A 19,442-nucleotide genomic window follows, 5' to 3' on the forward strand; every position below is an offset into this window, starting at 1 on the left:
TAGCGGGTGTTTTAATCATAACCACACTTCGGTGTGGTTATTTCGCCCCTTCGGAGAAGAGTCGTGAAGCGACCTGCAATCATTCTGATTTGCCTGCTGCTGCAGGCGTGCTCGGCCACCACTAAAGGGCTGGGAAACTCACTGTGGGAAAGCCTGTTCGGCACACCGGGCGTGCATCTGACCGATGACGAACTTCAGAACATGCCCTATGCCAGTCAGTACATGCAGCTTAACGATGGCCCGCAACTGTTTGTGGTGCTCGCTTTCGATGAAAACGGGCAGCAGAAATGGGTGACGCAGGATCAGGCCACCATCGTGACGCAGCATGGCCGTATCGTGAAAACCCTGTTGGGCGGCGATAACCTGCTGGAGGTGAATAATATCGCCGACGACCCGCTGATCAAGCCGAACCAGATCGCCGACGGCGCAGGCTGGACGCGCACGATGGGCTGGACCGAACACAAGCAGGTGCGTTACGCCACGGCACGCTCGACCTTCCGCTGGGATGGCACCGACAGCGTGAAAGTCGGCAGCGACGAAACGCAGGTTCGCGTGCTGGATGAAGAGGTCACCACCGACCAGGCCACCTGGCATAACCGCTTCTGGATCGACGAGGAAGGGCAGATCCGTCAGTCCTTACAGTATCTCGGTGCCGGTTTCTTCCCGGTCAAAACCACCCTGATCAAGGCGGCGAAATCATGAAAACGCTCATTCACGTTGCGCTTATCGCCAGTTTTGCCGCGCCGCTGGCATGGTCCGCCGGGACAGTAAAGGTCTACACGCCGGACAGTGAAAAACCCAAAACCTTAACCCACGCCGAGCATCTGCTCGATCTTGTCGGACAGCCAAGGCTCGCCAACAGCTGGTGGCCAGGCGCGGTCATCGCTGAACGGCAGAAGACCGTGGAAGCGGAACAGCAGCACAAGGCGCTTCTTGCCAGGCTAACGGGACTCGCGGAGCAGGAAGACGGCGACGACGCGGCGGCCATTAATAGCGTCCGTCAGCAACTGCAGGCGCTGAAGGTGACGGGCCGACAGAACGTCAATCTTGACCCGGATGACGTGCGCGTCACGGAAAACGGCAACCCCACGCTGGAAGGGGACTATACGCTCTGGCTTCCGGCGAAGCCGACGACGGTGACCGTGATGGGGCTTATCAGCATCCCGGGTAAGAAGCCCTTTACCCCCGGTCGTGACGTGGCGAGCTATCTCGACGAGCAGAGTCTGCTGAGCGGCGCGGATAACAGCTACGCCTGGGTGGTTTACCCTGACGGCCACACGCAAAAAGCCCCCGTCGCTTACTGGAATAAGCGTCATATCGAACCCATGCCGGGCAGCATTATTTTTGTCGGTTTTGCCGACCATTTCTGGACGAAGGCGTATGACGGGCTTAACGCCGATATCCTTCACTCCCTGATTCAGCGGATACCGGAATAATGAAAAGAACCTATCTCTACAGCATGCTGGCGCTCTGCGTGAGTGCCGCCTGCCATGCAGAAACGTATCCGGCACCCATTGGCCCGTCTCAGTCAGACTTCGGCGGCGTCGGTTTACTGCAAACGCCCACCGCGCGTATGGCGCGTGAAGGGGAAATTAGCCTTAACTACCGTGATAACGACCAGTATCGCTACTACTCGGCGTCGGTGCAGCTGTTCCCGTGGCTTGAAACCACGCTGCGCTATACCGACGTGCGGACGAAACAATACAGCAGCGTCGAGGCGTTCTCAGGGGATCAGACCTACAAAGATAAAGCCTTCGACGTCAAGCTGCGCCTGTGGGAAGAGAGCTACTGGATGCCGCAGGTCTCCGTGGGCGCCAAAGATATCGGCGGTACCGGCCTGTTTGATGCGGAATACATCGTGGCCAGCAAGGCCTGGGGACCGTTTGATTTCTCACTCGGTCTGGGATGGGGCTATCTCGGCACCAGCGGCAACGTGAAAAACCCGTTTTGCTCCTACAGCGATAAATACTGCTACCGCGATAACAGCTACCAGAAAGCGGGCTCCATCAACGGTGACCAGATGTTCCACGGTCCGGCGTCACTGTTTGGCGGCGTTGAATATCAGACGCCCTGGCAGCCGTTACGCCTGAAGCTGGAGTACGAGGGGAATGACTACTCGCAGGACTTCGCCGGGAAGATTGAGCAGAAGAGCAAGTTTAACGTCGGCGCCATTTATCGCGTCACCGACTGGGCCGACGTTAACCTCAGCTACGAGCGCGGCAATACGGTGATGTTTGGCTTCACGCTGCGCACCAACTTTAACGACATGCGGCCGCACTACAATGATAACGCGCGGCCTGCATACCAACCGGAGCCGCAGGATGCGATTCTGCAGCACTCCGTGGTGGCAAACCAGCTGACGCTGCTGAAATACAATGCCGGTCTGGCGGATCCGAAAATTCAGGTGAAAGGCGATACGCTGTATGTCACCGGCGAGCAGGTAAAATACCGCGACTCGCGTGAAGGGATCGAACGCGCCAACCGGATCATTATGAACGATCTCCCGGACGGGATCCGCACGATCCGCGTGACGGAGAATCGTCTCAATCTGCCGCAGGTAACGACGGAAACGGACGTTGCCAGCCTTAAGCGCCATCTCGAGGGCGAACCGCTTGGGCATGAAACCGAGCTGGTGCAAAAACGCGTTGAGCCGATCGTGCCGGAGACCACCGAGCAGGGCTGGTATATCGACAAGTCGCGCTTCGATTTCCATATCGATCCGGTGCTGAACCAGTCCGTCGGCGGGCCGGAAAACTTCTACATGTATCAGCTGGGCGTCATGGCGACGGCGGATCTGTGGCTCACCGACCACCTGCTGACCACCGGCAGCCTGTTCGGCAACATCGCCAACAACTACGACAAGTTCAACTACACCAATCCGCCAAAAGACTCGACGCTACCGCGCGTGCGTACCCGCGTGCGTGAGTACGTGCAGAACGATGCCTACGTGAATAACCTGCAGGCCAACTACTTCCAGTACTTCGGCAACGGCTTTTACGGCCAGGTGTACGGCGGGTATCTGGAAACCATGTACGGCGGCGCGGGGGCAGAAGTGCTTTATCGTCCTGTCGACAGCAACTGGGCGTTCGGGATTGATGCCAACTACGTCAAACAGCGTGACTGGCGCAGCGCCCAGGACATGATGAAGTTCACCGACTACAGCGTCAAAACCGGCCACCTGACCGCCTACTGGACGCCGTCGTTCGCGCCTGACGTGCTGGTGAAAGCCAGCGTCGGCCAGTACCTGGCGGGCGACAAAGGCGGCACGCTGGACATCTCCAAACACTTCGACAGCGGCGTCGTGGTGGGCGGCTACGCCACCATTACCAACGTCTCGCCGGACGAGTACGGGGAAGGGGACTTCACCAAAGGGGTTTACGTGTCGATTCCGCTGGATCTGTTCTCATCCGGTCCAACCCGCAGCCGCGCGGCCATCGGCTGGACGCCGCTGACGCGCGACGGCGGTCAGCAGCTTGGACGTAAGTTCCAGCTGTACGATATGACCAGCGATAAGAACATTAACTTCCGCTGATGCTTCACGCCGGGCGGCACTGCGTTTGCCCGGCCTACGGTTTTTGTAGGCCCGGTAAGCGCAGCGCCACCGGGCGAATGCGCCAAACATAAACAAAAAATATAGATCTCCGTCACATTTTTGCGTTATACAGAAACCTCGCCCTGGAGAATGAGGTGCTGTATGACATCCCTGACTCGCCCGCGCGTTGAGTTTATCTCAACTATCCTCCAGACCGTGCTGAACCTCGGTCTGTTGAGCCTTGGCCTGATACTGGTCGTCTTTTTGGGTAAGGAGACGGTGCATCTGGCGGATGTGCTGTTTGCCCCTGAACAAACCAGCAAATATGCGCTGGTGGAAGGCCTGGTGGTCTACTTTCTCTACTTTGAATTTATCGCCCTGATTGTGAAGTATTTTCAGTCCGGCTTTCACTTCCCGCTGCGTTATTTTGTCTACATCGGGATCACCGCGATTGTGCGGCTGATCATCGTCGATCATAAATCCCCGCTCGACGTGCTGATCTACTCGGCGGCGATCCTGCTGCTGGTGATCACCCTCTGGCTGTGTAACTCGAAGCGGCTGAAACGCGAATAAAAAAATGGCGGCCCGGAGGCCGCCTAACAACAGTCACAAGTTGGGTCAATACAATACGTCTAAAGTTGAGGGTTGCAGTGGCATAACAAAATGAAACTTAACCTTTCACACCGCCCGCCGTCAGGCCGTTGACCAGCCAGCGCTGCGCCAGCAGGAACACCACGGTAATCGGGATGGCAGAGAGTACGGCCGCCGCGGCAAAGTCGCCCCACAGGTAGTTTTGCGGGTTGAGGTATTGCTGCATACCCACGGCCAGGGTGTAGCTGTTCACATCACGCAGTAACAGTGAGGCAACCGGTACTTCGGTGATCGCAGCGATAAACGACAGGATAAACACCACCGCCAGAATCGGCACCGACAGCGGCAGCAGCACCAGGCGGAACGCCTGCCACGGGGTAGCCCCATCCAGCGCGGCCGCTTCTTCCAGCGAACCGTCGATGGTTTCGAAATAGCCTTTAATGGTCCACACATGCAGTGCGATACCGCCAAGGTAGGCGAAGATCACGCCGCCGTGGGTGTTCAGACCGATAAACGGAATGTACTGGCCCAGGCGGTCAAACAGGGCGTACAGCGCCACCAGCGACAGCACCGCCGGGAACATCTGGAAAATCAGCATCCCTTTCAGCAGCGTCGCTTTGCCCGGGAAACGCATACGGGCAAAGGCGTAAGCGCAGGTGGTGGACAGCGCTACGATACCGATCGCAGTAATGCCTGCGATTTTCACCGAGTTCCACAGCCACAGCAGCACCGGGAACGGCGGCGGCGTGACGCGGCCATCCGCGTGCTCCACGCTGAAGCCCAGCGCGAGCTTCCAGTGCTCCCAGGAGATTTCGTCCGGGATCAGGCTCCCGGTGGCAAAGTTACCCGAACGCAGGGAGATGGCGATTACCATCAGCAGCGGGAACATGATCGCCGCGATAAAAATCAGCAGGCCTAAATGCGTCGCCAGGAGGCGCAGTTTCTGAGATTTGGGTTGTACCATAGCCATGTTCAGTGCCCTCCTTAGTCAAATTTCATACGCGTGGCTTTCAGGTTCACTATCGCCAGTGCGCCTACCAGCAGGAAGATCAGGGTGGCAATCGCCGCCGCCAGACCGAAGTCCTGACCGCCGCCGCCTTCGAAGGCGATACGGTAGGTGTAGCTCACGAGCAGGTCGGTATAGCCTGCCGGCGTGGTGGTGCCCAGGCGGTCCGGGCCGCCGTTGGTTAACAGCTGAATCAGCACGAAGTTGTTAAAGTTAAAGGCGAAGCTGGCAATCATCAGCGGGGTGAGCGGCTTGATGAGCAGCGGCAGCGTAATCTTAAAGAAGTTCTGGAACGGGCCCGCACCGTCCATCGCAGAAGCTTCGTACAGGTCATCCGGGATGGCCTTCAGCAGCCCCATGCACAGGATCATCATGTACGGATAGCCCAGCCAGGTATTCACAATGATGATCATCGAGCGGGCGGTAGTTGGGTCGCTGAACCAGGCCGGTTTGATGCCGAACAGCGCGCTCAGCATCATGTTGATTTCACCGAAGCTCTGGTTAAACAGCCCTTTGAAAATCAGAATCGAGATAAACGACGGCACGGCATACGGCAGAATCAGCAGCACGCGGTAGATCGCTTTGCCCTTCAGGGATTCCCACTGGACAAGACAGGCCAGCACCATGCCCACGGCCACGGTGAGGATCACGGTCAGTACGGAGAAGACCACCGTCCAGACGAAGATGGCGAAGAACGGTTTCTGAATGCCTTCGTCGGTAAACACGCGGGTAAAGTTGTCCCAGCCGATGGTGACGGTATAGCCCGGGCTGAGCTTGTCATCACCCCATTTGCCGTCGGCAGTAATGGACTGATAGAAACCAATGTCGTTATTCGGACGATATTTCACACCGCTCTGGTTGTTGGTCAGCGTGCCGTCATCCGCCAGGGTATAGAGCGGTTGGGTGCCTGAGAACTGGCGCAGCGAGCTCATGATCACTTTGCTTTCGTCCGGCAGCACGGCGGTGAGCTGGGTCAGCGCCTGACGGTTCTGGGTAATGACGCGCAGGTTGGCACGTTCACCTTCCGGCAGGGCTTGCGCCTCTTTTAAGGCCAGCTTCTGCTCGCCGCCAAATTTGAAGGCGTCAGAGACATAGTATTTCCCGCTTGCTTCGTCAGTGAGCGCTAACTTCCACTCGTTGCCTGCAGGATAGAGGCCGAAGTTAAAGGTCTTGCCTGCCTGGTATGAGCGGTCCAGCAGGACCTGCTGCGCGCGTTCCTGCGCAAGCTGGTTGGTGCTGCTGTAGTTGGTAAACGCAATGGCGACGGTACAAATCAACGGGAACAGGACAAACAACCCCATCCCGGCCACGCCAGGGTAGACATAGCGCCAGGCGTAGGCTTTACGGTTGGCGAAAATATACAGGCCAGCAGAGCTTAAAATCAGCGTCATGATGGCGAACAGATATTCCCCTTGTACGTACATTAAAACAACAAGGTAACCCACCAGCAGGCACAGCAGACCGATCGCTGACCACTTCAGCGCGTCGCTTTGCCACCAGCGTTTCTTTTTAATGACATCCATGGGGTTCTTCCTCTACAACGGTGGAATCTTATCGTCAGGTGGCGCGTGCGCTTACCTGACCTACGGATCGTGCCGTAGTCGTAGGGCGGGTAAGCGCACGCGCCACCCGCCGTTTTTCTGCTTACTTAGTAATACGACCCTGAGCATCTTTCAGCGCGGCATCAACGGTCTGGCGACCGCTTGCAGCGTTGATAACCGCGGTACGGGTGGCGTACCAGAATGCGGCCATCTGTGGGATGTTCGGCATGATTTCGCCTTTCTGGGCGTTATCCATGGTGGCCGCGATACGTGGGTCTTTCGCCAGCTGATCCTGGAAAGATTTCAGCGCGACGGCGCCCAGCGGTTTGTCCTTGTTCACTTCATCCAGACCCTGATCGGTCAGCAGGTAGTTTTCGAGGAACTCTTTCGCCAGCTCTTTGTTCGGGCTGGCAGCGTTGATGCCTGCGCTCAGCACGCCAACGAACGGTTTAGACGGCTTGCCTTTGAAGGTTGGCAGCAGCGTCACGCCGTAGTTGATTTTGCTCTTATCGATGTTGGTCCAGGCCCACGGACCGTTGATGGTCATCGCGGTTTCGCCTTTGTTGAACGCCGCTTCCGCGATGGAGTAATCGGTATCCGCGTTCATGTGTTTGTTCTTGATCAGGTCAACCAGGAAGGTCAGACCCGCTTTCGCACCCGCGCTGTCGACGCCCACGTCTTTCACGTCGTATTTGCCGTTTTCAAACTTGAACGCGTAACCGCCGTCGGCAGCAATCAGCGGCCAGGTGAAGTACGGCTCTTGCAGGTTGAACATCAGGGCGGATTTACCTTTCGCCTTCAGCTCTTTATCCAGTTTCGGGATCTCTTCCCAGGTTTTCGGTGGGTTAGGGACCAGGTCTTTGTTGTAAATCAGAGACAGGGCTTCGACCGCGACAGGGTACGCGATCAGCTTGCCGTTATAGCGAACGGCATCCCAGGTGAACGGGAACAGTTTGTCCTGGAACGCTTTGTCCGGGGTGACTTCAGCCAGCAGGCCAGACTGCGCGTAACCGCCGAAACGGTCATGCGCCCAGAAGATGATGTCCGGGCCGTCGCCGGTTGCCGCAACCTGCGGGAATTTCTCTTCCAGTTTGTCCGGATGCTCTACGGTCACTTTGATGCCGGTGTCTTTCTCGAATTTTTTGCCCACTTCGGCCAGGCCGTTATAGCCTTTGTCGCCGTTAATCCAGATAACCAGTTTGCCTTCTTCAATTTTGGCGAGCGCCGGTGCGGAAATCATCATTGCTGCGAGGGCGGACAATGCGAAAACGCGTGCGCCAGTCTTGATATTCATATCTGCCATCCTTTTTGGTGATGTCTCGTGGTATGACTTCAGTGGTTCAACGTGACTCAGTCTCCTTATTTGACATCCTCTTTCCATCCTCCCAACCCCTACGCCCCACCCCCCGTTTGTGTGATCTCCGTTGCATAAATTTAAGTTATGAGTGCTGGCGCACATAAAAACGCACTGAATTTTGCAGGCGGCTTCACGAATTTTGCCCTGGCCCGCCCGTGCCGGTCGCAGAGCCTGCTCTCTCATCCTCCCGCCTCCTCCCCCATAAAAAAGCCGGGGGGTGGAGGATTCGGGAAAGTAATGGATACCCCATAGTGAACTTATCTTGAATGTTTCTGTCGGTGACAGGTTGTAACGAAGGGAGAAGGGCATGGCGAGCGTACAGCTGCGTAATGTAACGAAAGCCTGGGGTGACGTTGTGGTGTCGAAAGACATCAATCTGGACATCCACGAAGGTGAATTCGTGGTATTTGTCGGCCCATCAGGCTGCGGTAAATCAACTCTGCTGCGTATGATTGCCGGTCTTGAAACCATCACCAGCGGCGACCTGCTGATCGGTGATACCCGAATGAATGACATCCCGCCTGCCGAACGTGGCGTAGGCATGGTGTTCCAGTCTTATGCTCTCTATCCCCATCTTTCCGTCGCCGAGAACATGTCTTTTGGTCTGAAGCTGGCCGGCGCGAAGAAAGAGGTCATTAACCAGCGCGTGACGCAGGTGGCGGAAGTGTTACAGCTGGCACACCTGCTGGAGCGTAAGCCGAAAGCGCTTTCCGGCGGTCAGCGTCAGCGCGTGGCGATCGGCCGTACGCTGGTTGCCGAGCCGCGCGTCTTCCTGCTCGACGAACCGCTTTCCAACCTGGATGCCGCCCTGCGCGTCCAGATGCGTATCGAAATCTCCCGTCTGCACAAGCGTCTTGGCCGCACGATGATTTACGTCACCCACGATCAGGTCGAAGCGATGACCCTCGCCGACAAAATTGTGGTGCTGGATGCCGGCCGCGTGGCGCAGGTGGGCAAACCGCTGGAGCTGTATCACTACCCGGCAGACCGCTTTGTTGCGGGCTTCATTGGCTCGCCAAAGATGAACTTCCTGCCCGTCAAAGTGACCGCGACCGCGATTGAACAGGTACAGGTGGAGCTGCCAAACCGCCAGCAGGTCTGGCTGCCGGTCGACAGCGCCAACGTACAGGTGGGGGCAAACATGTCCCTCGGTATTCGTCCTGAGCATTTACTGCCGAGCCACATCGCCGATGTGACGCTGGAAGGTGAAGTTCAGGTCGTCGAACAGCTTGGTCACGAAACACAGATTCATATCCAGATCCCCGCCATCCGTCAGAACCTGGTCTACCGCCAGAACGACGTGGTGTTGGTAGAAGAGGGTGCCACATTCGCTATCGGCTTGCCGCCAGAGCGTTGCCATCTGTTCCGTGAGGATGGCACTGCATGTCGTCGGTTGCACAAAGAGCCAGGCGTTTAAGCAATCCCAAAAGAAGACACGAAACCGACAGGTGAAGTGTTCAAAGAAAAGCAATGATCTCAGGAGATAGAATGATGATTACTCTGCGCAAACTTCCTCTGGCAGTTGCCGTCGCAGCGGGCGTAATGTCTGCTCAGGCAATGGCCGTGGATTTCCATGGTTATGCTCGTTCCGGTATCGGCTGGACGGGGAGTGGCGGCGAACAACAGTGCTTCCAGGCAACCGGTGCTCAAAGTAAATACCGTCTGGGTAACGAATGTGAAACCTATGCGGAACTGAAGCTGGGCCAGGAAGTGTGGAAAGAAGGCGACAAGAGCTTCTACTTCGACACCAACGTAGCGTACTCCGTGGCGCAACAGAACGACTGGGAAGCCACTGATCCGGCGTTCCGTGAAGCCAACGTGCAGGGTAAAAACCTGATTGAGTGGCTGCCAGGTTCCACCATCTGGGCCGGTAAGCGCTTCTATCAGCGTCATGACGTCCACATGATCGACTTCTACTACTGGGATATTTCAGGTCCTGGTGCGGGTATCGAAAACGTCGATCTGGGCTTCGGTAAACTGTCTCTGGCCGCGACCCGTTCTCAGGAAGCGGGTGGCTCATACATCTTCACCAGCAACGATATCTATCATAACTTCAAAGACACCGCTAACGACGTCTTCGATGTGCGTTTAGCGCAGATGGAAATCAACCCGGGCGGTACGCTGGAGCTGGGTGTTGACTATGGGCGAGCTAACAAAACTGACGGTTACAGCTTCGCTGACGGCGCATCTAAAGATGGCTGGATGTTCACCGCTGAACATACCCAGAGCATGCTGAAAGGCTACAACAAGTTTGTTGTTCAGTACGCTACCGATGCAATGACCACTCAGGGCAAAGGTATTCCGCAGGGTTCCTTCACCGGCAACAACTATGACAAAGACGCTGAAATTGGTGTTGTAGACAACAAGATCAACAACAACGGCTCTCTGGTTCGTATTCTCGACCACGGTGCGATCTCTCTGGGTGACAGCTGGGATCTGATGTACGTCGGTATGTATCAGGATATCGATCGTGACGACAACAACGGTACGACCTGGTACACCGTGGGTGTGCGCCCAATGTATAAATGGACGCCAATCATGAGCACCTTGCTTGAAGTGGGCTACGACAACGTTAAGTCGCAGAAAACTGACGATACCAACAACCAGTACAAAATTACCCTTGCACAGCAATGGCAGGCCGGTGACAGCATCTGGTCCCGTCCAGCGATCCGTGTCTTCGCAACTTACGCGAAGTGGGATGAGAAATGGGGTTATGACAACGGCATTGCAAAAAGCGATACCAAAGCCACAACCTACAGCCGCGGTGACAACGACGAGTGGTCCTTCGGCGCCCAGATGGAAATCTGGTGGTAATACCGTCTTAACCTGACGTAATGACCAAACTGAGGGGCGCAAGCCCCTCAATCCTTGGGACGGCGCGCTATTGCCTGGCTACCGCTGACCTGTGCATTTTGAGGTGATAACAATGAAAATGAACAAAACTCTCCTTGCCCTTTGTTTATCCGCAGGGCTGCTGGCGAGCGCGCCTGCTGTAACGCTCGCTAATGTGAATTTCGTTCCGCAAAACACAACATCCGCGCCGGCCATACCGGCCGCAGCGTTGCAACAGCTGGTCTGGACGCCTGTCGATCAATCTAAAGCCCAAACGACCCAGCTCTCGACGGGGGGACAACCGCTTAATGTTCCAGGCATCAGTGGCCCGGTGGTCGCATACAGCGTGCCCGCTAACATTGGCGAACTGACGTTAACGCTCTCCAGTGAAGTCAATAAACAGACCAGCGTCTTTGCCCCGAACGTGCTGATTCTTGACCAGAACATGACGCCTTCTGCATTCTTCCCGAGCGAATACTTTACCTATCAGGAACCCGGCGTCATGAGCGCAGACCGCCTGGAAGGAGTAATGCGCCTGACGCCTGCGCTGGGTCAGCAGAAAATTTATGTGCTCGTCTTCACCACGGAAAAAGATTTGCAGCAAACCACCACGCTGCTTGATCCTGCGAAGGCCTATGCCAAAGGCGTAGGTAACGCCGTACCGGATATTCCGGACCCGATTGCCCGCCATACCACTGACGGCCTTGTGAAGCTGAAAGTGTCGACCAGCAGTGCGTCCAGCGTCCTGGTCGGCCCGCTGTTTGGCTCCTCCGGTACAGGCCCTGTCACTGTAGGTAATACCGCTGCGCCTGCCTATACCGCACCTGCTGCCACCGCAGCCGCACCGGTAGCGACCGCAGCGCCAGCCCCGGCGAAGAAAGCGGAGCCGGTACTGAACGACACCGAAGAATACTTCAACAACGCCATTAAGCAGGCGGTGAAGCGCGGCGATGTCGATAAAGCGCTGAAACTGCTTGATGAAGCCGAACGTTTAGGTTCAACCACTGCCCGTTCCACCTTTATCAGCAGTGTAAAAGGCAAGGGGTAACCGTTTCCCCGCAGTGCTGATTTGTTAGTCGTTTGGTGCGCCTGAGTGGGCGCACTTTTTTTCGTCTCCGCCTGGCTGTTGCACTCTTGTTGCGATCGTGATCGTTAAATAACGTTTGGCCCCCCTCAATCCGTGTTTCTGCGATACAATGCCATTACGTTATGTATCGGAGAGTCTGGCATGTCACACCCTGCGCTAACGCAACTGCGTGCGCTGCGCTATTTCGACCAAATACCTGCGCTTGATCCCCAGCAACTGGACTGGTTGCTGCTGGAAGATTCCATGACGAAACGTTTTGAGCAGCAGGGAAAAACGGTCACGGTGACCCTGATTCAGGAAGGGTTTGTCTCCGGCGATGAGATCGCCAACGAGCTGCCGCTGCTGCCGCACGAGCCACGTTACTGGCTGCGTGAAATTTTACTTTGTGCCGATGGCGAGCCGTGGCTTGCCGGGCGGACGGTGGTGCCCGAGTCCACCCTTTCCGGGCCAGAGCTGGCGCTGCAACGTCTGGGGAAAACGCCGCTGGGGCGTTACCTTTTCACCTCGTCTGAGCTTACCCGGGATTTTATTGAGATTGGTCGTGATGCCGAACTGTGGGGGCGTCGTTCCCGCCTTCGCCTGAGCGGTAAGCCGTTAATTCTGACGGAGCTTTTTTTACCGGCATCGCCGTTGTACTAAGAGGAAGAAAAAATGGAGTGGAGCCTGACGCAGAATAAGCTGTTGGCGTATCACCGCTTAATGCGTACCGATAAACCGATTGGCGCGTTGCTGCTGCTGTGGCCGACCCTATGGGCGCTGTGGGTTGCCACGCCGGGCGTGCCGCCGCTGTGGATCCTTGGCGTGTTCGTGGCTGGCGTCTGGCTGATGCGCGCGGCGGGCTGCGTGGTCAATGATTATGCCGACCGTAAATTCGACGGCCATGTAAAGCGTACTGCCGGTCGTCCGTTACCCAGCGGGCAGGTCACCGGGAAAGAAGCCCGCGTGCTGTTCATCATTCTGGTGCTACTCTCTTTCCTGCTGGTGTTAACCCTCAACACCATGACCATCCTGCTTTCCGTTGCGGCGCTGGCTCTGGCCTGGGTGTATCCGTTTATGAAGCGCTATACCCACCTGCCTCAGGTGGTGCTGGGGGCGGCGTTTGGCTGGTCGATTCCGATGGCGTTTGCGGCAGTTAGTGAGTCCTTACCGCTCAGCTGCTGGTTGATGTTCCTGGCGAACATACTTTGGGCGGTGGCGTACGACACGCAGTACGCGATGGTTGACCGCGATGACGACCTGAAAATTGGCATCAAATCCACCGCCATTCTGTTTGGCCGTCAGGACAAGCTGATTATCGGTATCCTGCAGGTCGCGGTACTGGCGCTGATGGTGGCGATCGGTCGCCTGAACGGGCTGAACTGGGAGTTTTACTGGTCCGTGCTGGTGGCGGGGCTGCTGTTTGCCTACCAGCAAAAGCTGATTGCGAAGCGCGAACGCGATGCCTGCTTCAAGGCGTTTATGAACAATAATTACGTCGGTCTGGTGCTGTTTTTAGGGCTGGCGATGAGCTACTTCATATAAAAAAAGCCGGGTGGCGGCTTCGCCTTACCCGGCCTACGATTTAGCAGGATATGTAGGCCCGGTAAGCGTCAGCGCCACCGGGCGTTTTTTTACCGGCGACGCAACAGCCGGAGCGCGTTCGCCGTCACCAGCACCGTCGCGCCGGTATCCGCCAGCACCGCCAGCCACAGCCCGGTCATGCCCAGCAGCGTGGTCACCAGGAAAATCCCCTTCAGCCCCAGCGCGATGCCGATGTTCTGACGGATATTGGCCCGCGTCGCGCGCGCAAGATCGATCATCTGCGCCAGCCCGGTCAGGCGGTTGTGGGTCAGCGCCGCGTCAGCCGTTTCCAGCGCCACGTCCGTCCCGCTGCCCATCGCAATACCGATGGTGGACGCTTTCATCGCCGGGGCATCGTTAATCCCGTCACCGACCATCGCCAGCGGCGCCTGAGCATTCAGTTCCGTCACCGCGCTGACCTTATCCGCCGGCAGCAATCCGGCTTTAAACGCCAGCCCCAGCTCACCGGCAATGGCTGCGGCCGCGCGCGGGTTATCGCCGGTGAGAATCACGCCCTGCACACCCAGCTGATGCAGCGCCGCCACGGCCTCTTTTGCGTCATCGCGCAGGGTGTCGCGCAGCGCCAGCATCCCTTTTGCGGTGCCGTCCTGCATAACGGTCACGACAGTTTGTCCGGTCTGTTCTAACGCCTCCACCTCTGGCGTAGAAGACTTGCCCGCCGCGACAATCAGTACCTTTTTACCGTCCACGGTGGCCTCAATCCCTGTCCCGACCAGCGCCCGCTGGGCGGTTGCCGGAGGGATGTTCAGCCCGCGCGACTGCGCTTCTCGCACAATCGCCTGCGCCAGCGGGTGAGTGGACCCCTGCTCAACGGCGGCGGCCAGGGTCAGCAGTTCATCTGCACTGATGTCCTGCGGATACACGCCGGTCACCTGCGGCTTGCCCACGGTCAGCGTACCGGTTTTATCGAAGGCGATATGCTGGACCTGGCTCAGCTGCTCCAGCGCCGCGCCGCCCTTAATCAACGCCCCGCGACGTGCCGCAGCCGCCAGCCCGGACGTAATGGCCGCCGGGGTGGAAATCACCAGCGCGCACGGACAGCCGATCAGCAATAGCGTCAGCCCTTTATAAATCCACCCCTCCCACGGCGCGCCAAAGAACAGCGGCGGAACGACGGTAACCAGCAGGGCAACCAGCATAATGGCGGGCGTGTAGATGCGGCTGAAGCGGTCGATAAAGCGTTCGACCGGCGCGCGGCGCTCTTCGGCCTCTTCAATCAGCTTCAGGATACGGTCGATGGCGCTGTCGCCCGGCTCGGAAAGCACGGTGAGCTGTACCAGACGGTCGACGCTGGTGGCACCCGCAGGCACTTTTTCACCCGCCTCACGTTCAACCGGAATGGATTCTCCGGTCAGGGCGCTTTCATCAAAGCTCGCGGTGGCGGTAAGCAGCGCACCGTCTGCAGGCAAGCGTCCGCCTGCCGCGACTTCAATCACGTCGCCCGGACGAAGGGTCGTGATGGCGACCGTTTCACGCGTGCCGTTTACCACGCGCGTGGCGGTTTCCGGCTTCAGCGCCATCAGCGCGCTGACCCCTTTACGCGCCCGGCTGGCTGCCCAGCCCTCAAGGCGTTCACCGATTAAGAACAGCAGCAGCACCATCGCCGCTTCTGCCGTCGCGCCAATAAACAGCGCGCCGATGGCCGCCACGCTCATCAGCGTTTCGATGGCAAACCAGCTGCCGCTTTTCATCAGGCGCAGCGCCTGACGGGCAATCGGGAACAGACCGACCAGCGTGGTGGCGATAAACGCCAGGTTGCCGAACGGATGGTTAATCTGTTCCAGCCCCCAGCTCAGGGCCATCATGATGATGAGGGTGATGAGCGGCAGGTTTTCCCACAGGGATGACGTTTTTTCCGCGGGCGCGGCTTCGCTACGCAGGCTGTAACCCGCCTTGCTTACCGCGGCTTCCACCTGTTTGCTGACGTCGTTTTCGGCGCTAACCAGCAGCTTTTCGGTGGCGAACAGCACCTGAACGTGGCTGACGCCCGGCACCTGTTTCACCGCATTTTCTACTTTACGGGCGCAGGCGGCGCAGTCCATGCCGTTAACGACCCAGCTGTAGCGGTTGCCGCTTTCGGGCAGCATTTCCGTTTGCGTTTCGCACGCGCCTTCGCAGCAGCAGTCGTCTTGCGGCGGAACCGGACTGAGCTTAAGCGCCGAGAATTGAGGAACTTTTTTGGGTGTTTCTGGAGTCGACATGGCAGTCTCCGGCAATGATAATTTTCTCATTAACCGCAGCATACACTCTGGAGTCGACTCCAGAGTCAAGCGTTATTTAGATATACAGCGAACGCACAATCAGGAAGTGCCCGGCAAAGTAACAGGCGGCGGCAATCGCGTTATCCGCCCGGAAACGGCGGCGATAGTGGCTGCCCAGCCACACGATATTCCCAATCAGCAGCAGCGCGGCGCCGAAGAATGCGGACATTGCCGGAGCGGTCGGACGGAAGAACCACAGTTCACCTGCCAGCCATACCATCACCAGGGTCATGGCGATAAACGTGCAGACCGGCAAACGCATCTCTTCCAGACGCGACCAGATCACCGCGATCAGCAGGGCGCCAATCACCAGCAGGACCAGCGGCAGCGGCCAGAAGAAAGAGAGCGTCATCTGGCTGGCGAAGTAGATGGTATACAGCAGGTGCGACAGGAAAAATGCCCCTACGGCATACAGCAGGCGCTGGCGGGGCAGCAGGGTCAGGGCGTCGCCAATCAGAGAGGCGCACAGCCCAGCGAGCACCAGATAGCTGACGGCGTTGAACATCGGCGCTTGCCAGGCCAGCAGCAACAGGAGCAACAGCGTGACGGGTTTAAACAGCCAGCGCTGCCAGGTGGGACCACGGTACGACGCATCGACATAAAGCCATGCGGAAAAACAGACAGCGATAAATGACCAAAGCATATTAACTCCCTGTATCTGTTAAGTCTGAATAATCAGTTTCTGATCCAGTGTAGTGACGCGGGCGGGCGTTTGGCAATGCCGGGGAAGGCAGGGTATCCTGAATTCCGCATAATCTGATGGGATTGTAGAATGAGCAAGATGCCGCTGTTTTTTATTATCGTGGTGGCGATTATCGTCATTGCCGCCTCGTTCCGCTTCGTGCAGCAGCGCCGCGAGAAGGCGGATAACGATGCCGCACCGCTGATGCAAAAGCGCGTAGTGGTGACGAACAAACGCGAAAAACCGCTCAATGACCGCCGCTCGCGCCAGCAGCAGGTGACGCCTGCGGGCACAACAATGCGCTATGAAGCGAGCTTTAAGCCGGAAACGGGTGGCCTGGAGATGACCTTCCGCCTGGAGGCGCAGCAGTACCACCAACTGACGGTGGGAGAGAAAGGAACGCTGAGCTACAAAGGGTCGCGATTCGAAGGGTTTGCACCGGAGCGGTAACGCCGGGCGGCACTGCGTTTGCCCGGCCTACAGGGTTTCGTAGGCCCGGTAAGCGAAGCGCCACCTTACTTCTTCACCTGCGCCTTAAACTTCTTCATCCACACCAGCAACTCAAACACGCCGAAAATAAACACGCGCAGCTGCTGCCAGCCCGTCATCTGCGGGCCGTCTTTCGGCAGACCGTTTTTTAGCATCACCATCTGCAGGGCGTGCATGAACGAGGTGAAAATCAGCGCCACGTTAACGAAAATATTCATCGGGCGCGGGAACGGGTGCACCAGGTTGAGCAGCAAAAATGCCCAGACGCCCAGCATCAGCAAGCGTCCCAGGTTAATCAGTACCGGCATCGGATCCTCCTTGTGCCTGACGGTGATACAGACGATAAGCAACCTGACCTGCGACTTTTTCACGGTGCAGATCCCAGTGGGCGGGAACCGGCGGTAAACCGTTTTCCACTTCGCTTTCCACGTAAATCAATGCGTCATCCGCCAGCCAGCCATTTTGCTCCAGCAGGGATAACGTCTCTTCCAGCAACCCCTTGCGGAACGGCGGGTCGACAAACACCACGGTATGCGGCGTGCCCTTTTGCGCGAGGAAGCTCAGCGTGTTGGTATTCACCACTTTGGCGTTGCTCGCCTTCAGCGTCGCCAGATTTTGCTGCAGCGTCTGCGCCACGCCGCGCTCCATCTCCAGCAGCGTAGCGCTGGCAGCATAGCGCGACAGCGCTTCCAGCCCGAGCGCACCGCTTCCGGCGAAGCAGTCCAGGCAGCGGGCGTCTACCATTGACGGGGCCAGCCAGTTAAACAGCGTCTCGCGCACGCGGTCGGTAGTGGGGCGTAAACCGGGGCTGTCCGGCACCGGTAATTTCCGGCCTCGCCACTGACCGCCGATAATACGAATTTGACCGGCCGGGGCGCGGTTGGGTTTCTTCATCTCAGGAAAGCTCTGTTAACAATTGGCCTGCGATTGCGGGCGGTGATGTCAATTAAGTAAAGTGTTAGACTATTTCATCATTTTTTTAGCTTCCATGTATATAGCGCCGCGAGGAGTGTAGTCGCAGATGGCAAAACAAAAAAAACGTGGCTTCTTTTCCTGGCTGGGCTTCGGTGAAAAAGAGCAAGAAACAGAACAGAAAACCGAAGAGCAACATGCCGTTGAAGAGCCGTCGCAGCCTGAAACGCCTGTAGAAACCGCCGCGGTTGTCGACGCGGAAGAGACGGCGCACAGCAAAGAAGAGGTTGAAACCTTTGCTGAAGAGGTGGTTGAGGTCACTGAACAGGTTCAGGAAAGCGAGAAGCCAGAGCCGGTTGTCGTAGAAGCCGCTATCGAAGCACCACAGGCTGCTATCGAACACGAAGAGCTTCCGCTGCCGGAAGAGGTCAAAGACGAAGCGGTGTCTGCCGAAGAGTGGCAGGCCGAAGCGGAAACCGTTGAAATTGTTGAGGCGGTGGATGAAGAGGCGGCGCTTGAGCCAGAGCTGACCGACGAAGAGCTGGAGGCTCAGGCGCTGGCGGCCGAGGCCGCTGAAGAAGCGGTTATCGTTGTGCCGGTAGAAGAGCAGGCCGAAGAAGAGACCGTTCAGGAGCAGGAAAAACCGACCAAAGAGGGTTTCTTCGCGCGTCTGAAACGCAGCCTGCTTAAAACCAAAGAAAACTTAGGTTCCGGATTTATCAGTCTGTTCCGCGGCAAGAAGATCGACGACGATCTGTTTGAAGAGCTGGAAGAGCAACTGCTGATTGCGGACGTGGGTGTCGAAACCACCCGTAAGATCATCACTAATCTGACCGAAGGGGCGAGCCGCAAACAGCTGCGTGACGCCGAAGCGCTGTACGGCCTGCTGAAAGACGAGATGGGTGAAATTCTCGCAAAAGTTGACGAACCGCTTAATATTGAAGGCAAAACGCCATTTGTTATTCTGATGGTCGGCGTGAACGGCGTGGGTAAAACCACCACCATCGGCAAGCTGGCGCGTCAGTTCGAGCAGCAGGGTAAATCGGTAATGCTGGCGGCGGGCGACACCTTCCGTGCGGCGGCGGTTGAGCAGCTGCAGGTCTGGGGCCAGCGCAACAACATTCCGGTGATTGCTCAGCATACCGGCGCGGATTCCGCGTCCGTGATCTTTGACGCCATCCAGGCAGCGAAGGCGCGTAACGTGGACGTGCTGATTGCCGATACCGCAGGGCGTTTGCAGAATAAATCGCACCTGATGGAAGAGCTGAAGAAAATCGTTCGCGTCATGAAGAAGCTGGACGAAGACGCACCGCATGAAATTATGCTGACCATTGATGCCAGCACCGGACAGAACGCCATCAGCCAGGCGAAGCTGTTCCATGAAGCGGTAGGACTGACGGGGATCACGCTGACCAAACTGGACGGCACCGCGAAAGGCGGGGTGATCTTCTCCGTGGCCGACCAGTTCGGCATTCCTATCCGTTACATCGGTGTGGGCGAGCGTATTGAGGATTTACGTCCGTTTAAGGCGGACGACTTTATTGAGGCATTATTTGCCCGAGAGGACTAAC

The 19,442-nt window shown here is 57.4% G+C and carries 18 protein-coding genes; 11 read left to right on the plus strand and 7 right to left on the minus strand.

Annotated features, from left to right (window positions below; genetic code table 11):
* Positions 1-63 precede the first annotated feature (63 nt).
* The 4 genes from ABFV38_RS01215 to psiE all read left to right on the plus strand — a co-directional run bounded on the left by ABFV38_RS01215 (position 64) and on the right by psiE (position 4,105).
* Positions 64-702, plus strand: a complete 639-nt coding sequence (locus ABFV38_RS01215) for a YjbF family lipoprotein (protein WP_024906676.1) — start codon at positions 64-66, stop codon at positions 700-702.
* Positions 699-1,436, plus strand: a complete 738-nt coding sequence (locus ABFV38_RS01220; RefSeq protein WP_348958233.1) for a capsule biosynthesis GfcC D2 domain-containing protein — start codon at positions 699-701, stop codon at positions 1,434-1,436. The genes ABFV38_RS01215 and ABFV38_RS01220 overlap by 4 nt, the downstream gene beginning before the upstream one ends.
* Positions 1,436-3,532: a YjbH domain-containing protein gene (locus ABFV38_RS01225; protein WP_023345255.1), complete on the plus strand. Its 2,097-nt coding sequence runs from the start codon at positions 1,436-1,438 to the stop codon at positions 3,530-3,532. The genes ABFV38_RS01220 and ABFV38_RS01225 overlap by 1 nt, the downstream gene beginning before the upstream one ends.
* Positions 3,533-3,694: 162 nt before the next feature.
* Positions 3,695-4,105: a phosphate-starvation-inducible protein PsiE gene (psiE, locus tag ABFV38_RS01230; RefSeq protein WP_000202963.1), complete on the plus strand. Its 411-nt coding sequence runs from the start codon at positions 3,695-3,697 to the stop codon at positions 4,103-4,105.
* Positions 4,106-4,202: 97 nt separating this feature from the next.
* Here the strand turns inward: psiE and malG are convergent, their stop codons facing one another.
* The 3 genes from malG to malE form a co-directional block, all read right to left on the minus strand.
* Positions 4,203-5,093, minus strand: a complete 891-nt coding sequence (malG, locus tag ABFV38_RS01235) for a maltose ABC transporter permease MalG (protein ID WP_008500077.1) — start codon at positions 5,091-5,093, stop codon at positions 4,203-4,205.
* 14 nt (positions 5,094-5,107) lie between these two features.
* Positions 5,108-6,652 (minus strand): maltose ABC transporter permease MalF, encoded by a 1,545-nt coding sequence (gene malF, locus ABFV38_RS01240; RefSeq protein WP_048030187.1) that lies wholly within the window; start codon positions 6,650-6,652, stop codon positions 5,108-5,110.
* Between the two features lie 121 nt (positions 6,653-6,773).
* Entirely contained in the window at positions 6,774-7,964 is a 1,191-nt protein-coding gene (gene malE, locus ABFV38_RS01245) for a maltose/maltodextrin ABC transporter substrate-binding protein MalE (RefSeq protein ID WP_045909150.1), read from the minus strand.
* 370 nt (positions 7,965-8,334) lie between these two features.
* Here malE and malK point away from each other — a divergent pair, with 370 nt between their 5' ends.
* The 5 genes from malK (at position 8,335) to ubiA (ending at position 13,467) form a co-directional block, all read left to right on the plus strand.
* Positions 8,335-9,444 carry a maltose/maltodextrin ABC transporter ATP-binding protein MalK gene (malK, locus tag ABFV38_RS01250; RefSeq protein ID WP_008500080.1) on the plus strand — a complete coding sequence of 370 codons (1,110 nt, stop codon included), beginning with the start codon at positions 8,335-8,337 and terminating at the stop codon, positions 9,442-9,444.
* Positions 9,445-9,515: 71 nt separating this feature from the next.
* On the plus strand, positions 9,516-10,841 hold the full coding sequence (locus tag ABFV38_RS01255; RefSeq protein ID WP_074168353.1) for a maltoporin: 1,326 nt from the start codon (positions 9,516-9,518) through the stop codon (positions 10,839-10,841).
* Positions 10,842-10,953: 112 nt separating this feature from the next.
* The gene (gene malM, locus ABFV38_RS01260) at positions 10,954-11,907 is read left to right on the plus strand and encodes a maltose operon protein MalM (RefSeq protein ID WP_048226423.1); all 954 of its coding nucleotides are present in this window, start codon (positions 10,954-10,956) and stop codon (positions 11,905-11,907) included.
* A 180-nt stretch (positions 11,908-12,087) separates the two neighbouring features.
* Positions 12,088-12,585: a chorismate lyase gene (gene ubiC, locus ABFV38_RS01265; RefSeq protein ID WP_021242729.1), complete on the plus strand. Its 498-nt coding sequence runs from the start codon at positions 12,088-12,090 to the stop codon at positions 12,583-12,585.
* Positions 12,586-12,597: 12 nt separating this feature from the next.
* Positions 12,598-13,467 (plus strand): 4-hydroxybenzoate octaprenyltransferase, encoded by an 870-nt coding sequence (ubiA, locus tag ABFV38_RS01270; RefSeq protein ID WP_063622879.1) that lies wholly within the window; start codon positions 12,598-12,600, stop codon positions 13,465-13,467.
* Between the two features lie 89 nt (positions 13,468-13,556).
* Here ubiA and zntA read toward each other — a convergent pair whose 3' ends face one another.
* Entirely contained in the window at positions 13,557-15,728 is a 2,172-nt protein-coding gene (zntA, locus tag ABFV38_RS01275) for a Zn(II)/Cd(II)/Pb(II) translocating P-type ATPase ZntA (RefSeq protein ID WP_348958234.1), read from the minus strand.
* Between the two features lie 76 nt (positions 15,729-15,804).
* Positions 15,805-16,431, minus strand: coding sequence for a lysoplasmalogenase (locus tag ABFV38_RS01280; protein ID WP_045909154.1), 627 nt, complete (start codon positions 16,429-16,431; stop codon positions 15,805-15,807).
* 129 nt (positions 16,432-16,560) lie between these two features.
* Between ABFV38_RS01280 and ABFV38_RS01285 the strand changes: the two genes are divergently transcribed.
* A complete protein-coding gene (locus tag ABFV38_RS01285) occupies positions 16,561-16,920 on the plus strand; it encodes a DUF2500 domain-containing protein (protein WP_048030196.1) in 360 nt (119 codons plus the stop codon).
* 65 nt (positions 16,921-16,985) lie between these two features.
* Here the strand turns inward: ABFV38_RS01285 and ABFV38_RS01290 are convergent, their stop codons facing one another.
* Together ABFV38_RS01290 and rsmD are read right to left on the minus strand one after the other, a co-directional pair.
* Positions 16,986-17,267: a DUF1145 family protein gene (locus ABFV38_RS01290; protein WP_008500088.1), complete on the minus strand. Its 282-nt coding sequence runs from the start codon at positions 17,265-17,267 to the stop codon at positions 16,986-16,988.
* A complete protein-coding gene (rsmD, locus tag ABFV38_RS01295; RefSeq protein WP_008500089.1) occupies positions 17,251-17,853 on the minus strand; it encodes a 16S rRNA (guanine(966)-N(2))-methyltransferase in 603 nt (200 codons plus the stop codon). The genes ABFV38_RS01290 and rsmD overlap by 17 nt, the downstream gene beginning before the upstream one ends.
* 127 nt (positions 17,854-17,980) lie before the next feature.
* Between rsmD and ftsY the strand changes: the two genes are divergently transcribed.
* Positions 17,981-19,441: a signal recognition particle-docking protein FtsY gene (gene ftsY, locus ABFV38_RS01300; protein ID WP_348958235.1), complete on the plus strand. Its 1,461-nt coding sequence runs from the start codon at positions 17,981-17,983 to the stop codon at positions 19,439-19,441.
* Position 19,442: the final 1 nt, after the last annotated feature.

This window comes from Enterobacter cloacae complex sp. Mu1197, assembly GCF_040059225.1.
In the GTDB taxonomy this organism is placed as follows: Bacteria; Pseudomonadota; Gammaproteobacteria; order Enterobacterales; family Enterobacteriaceae; genus Enterobacter; species Enterobacter quasiroggenkampii.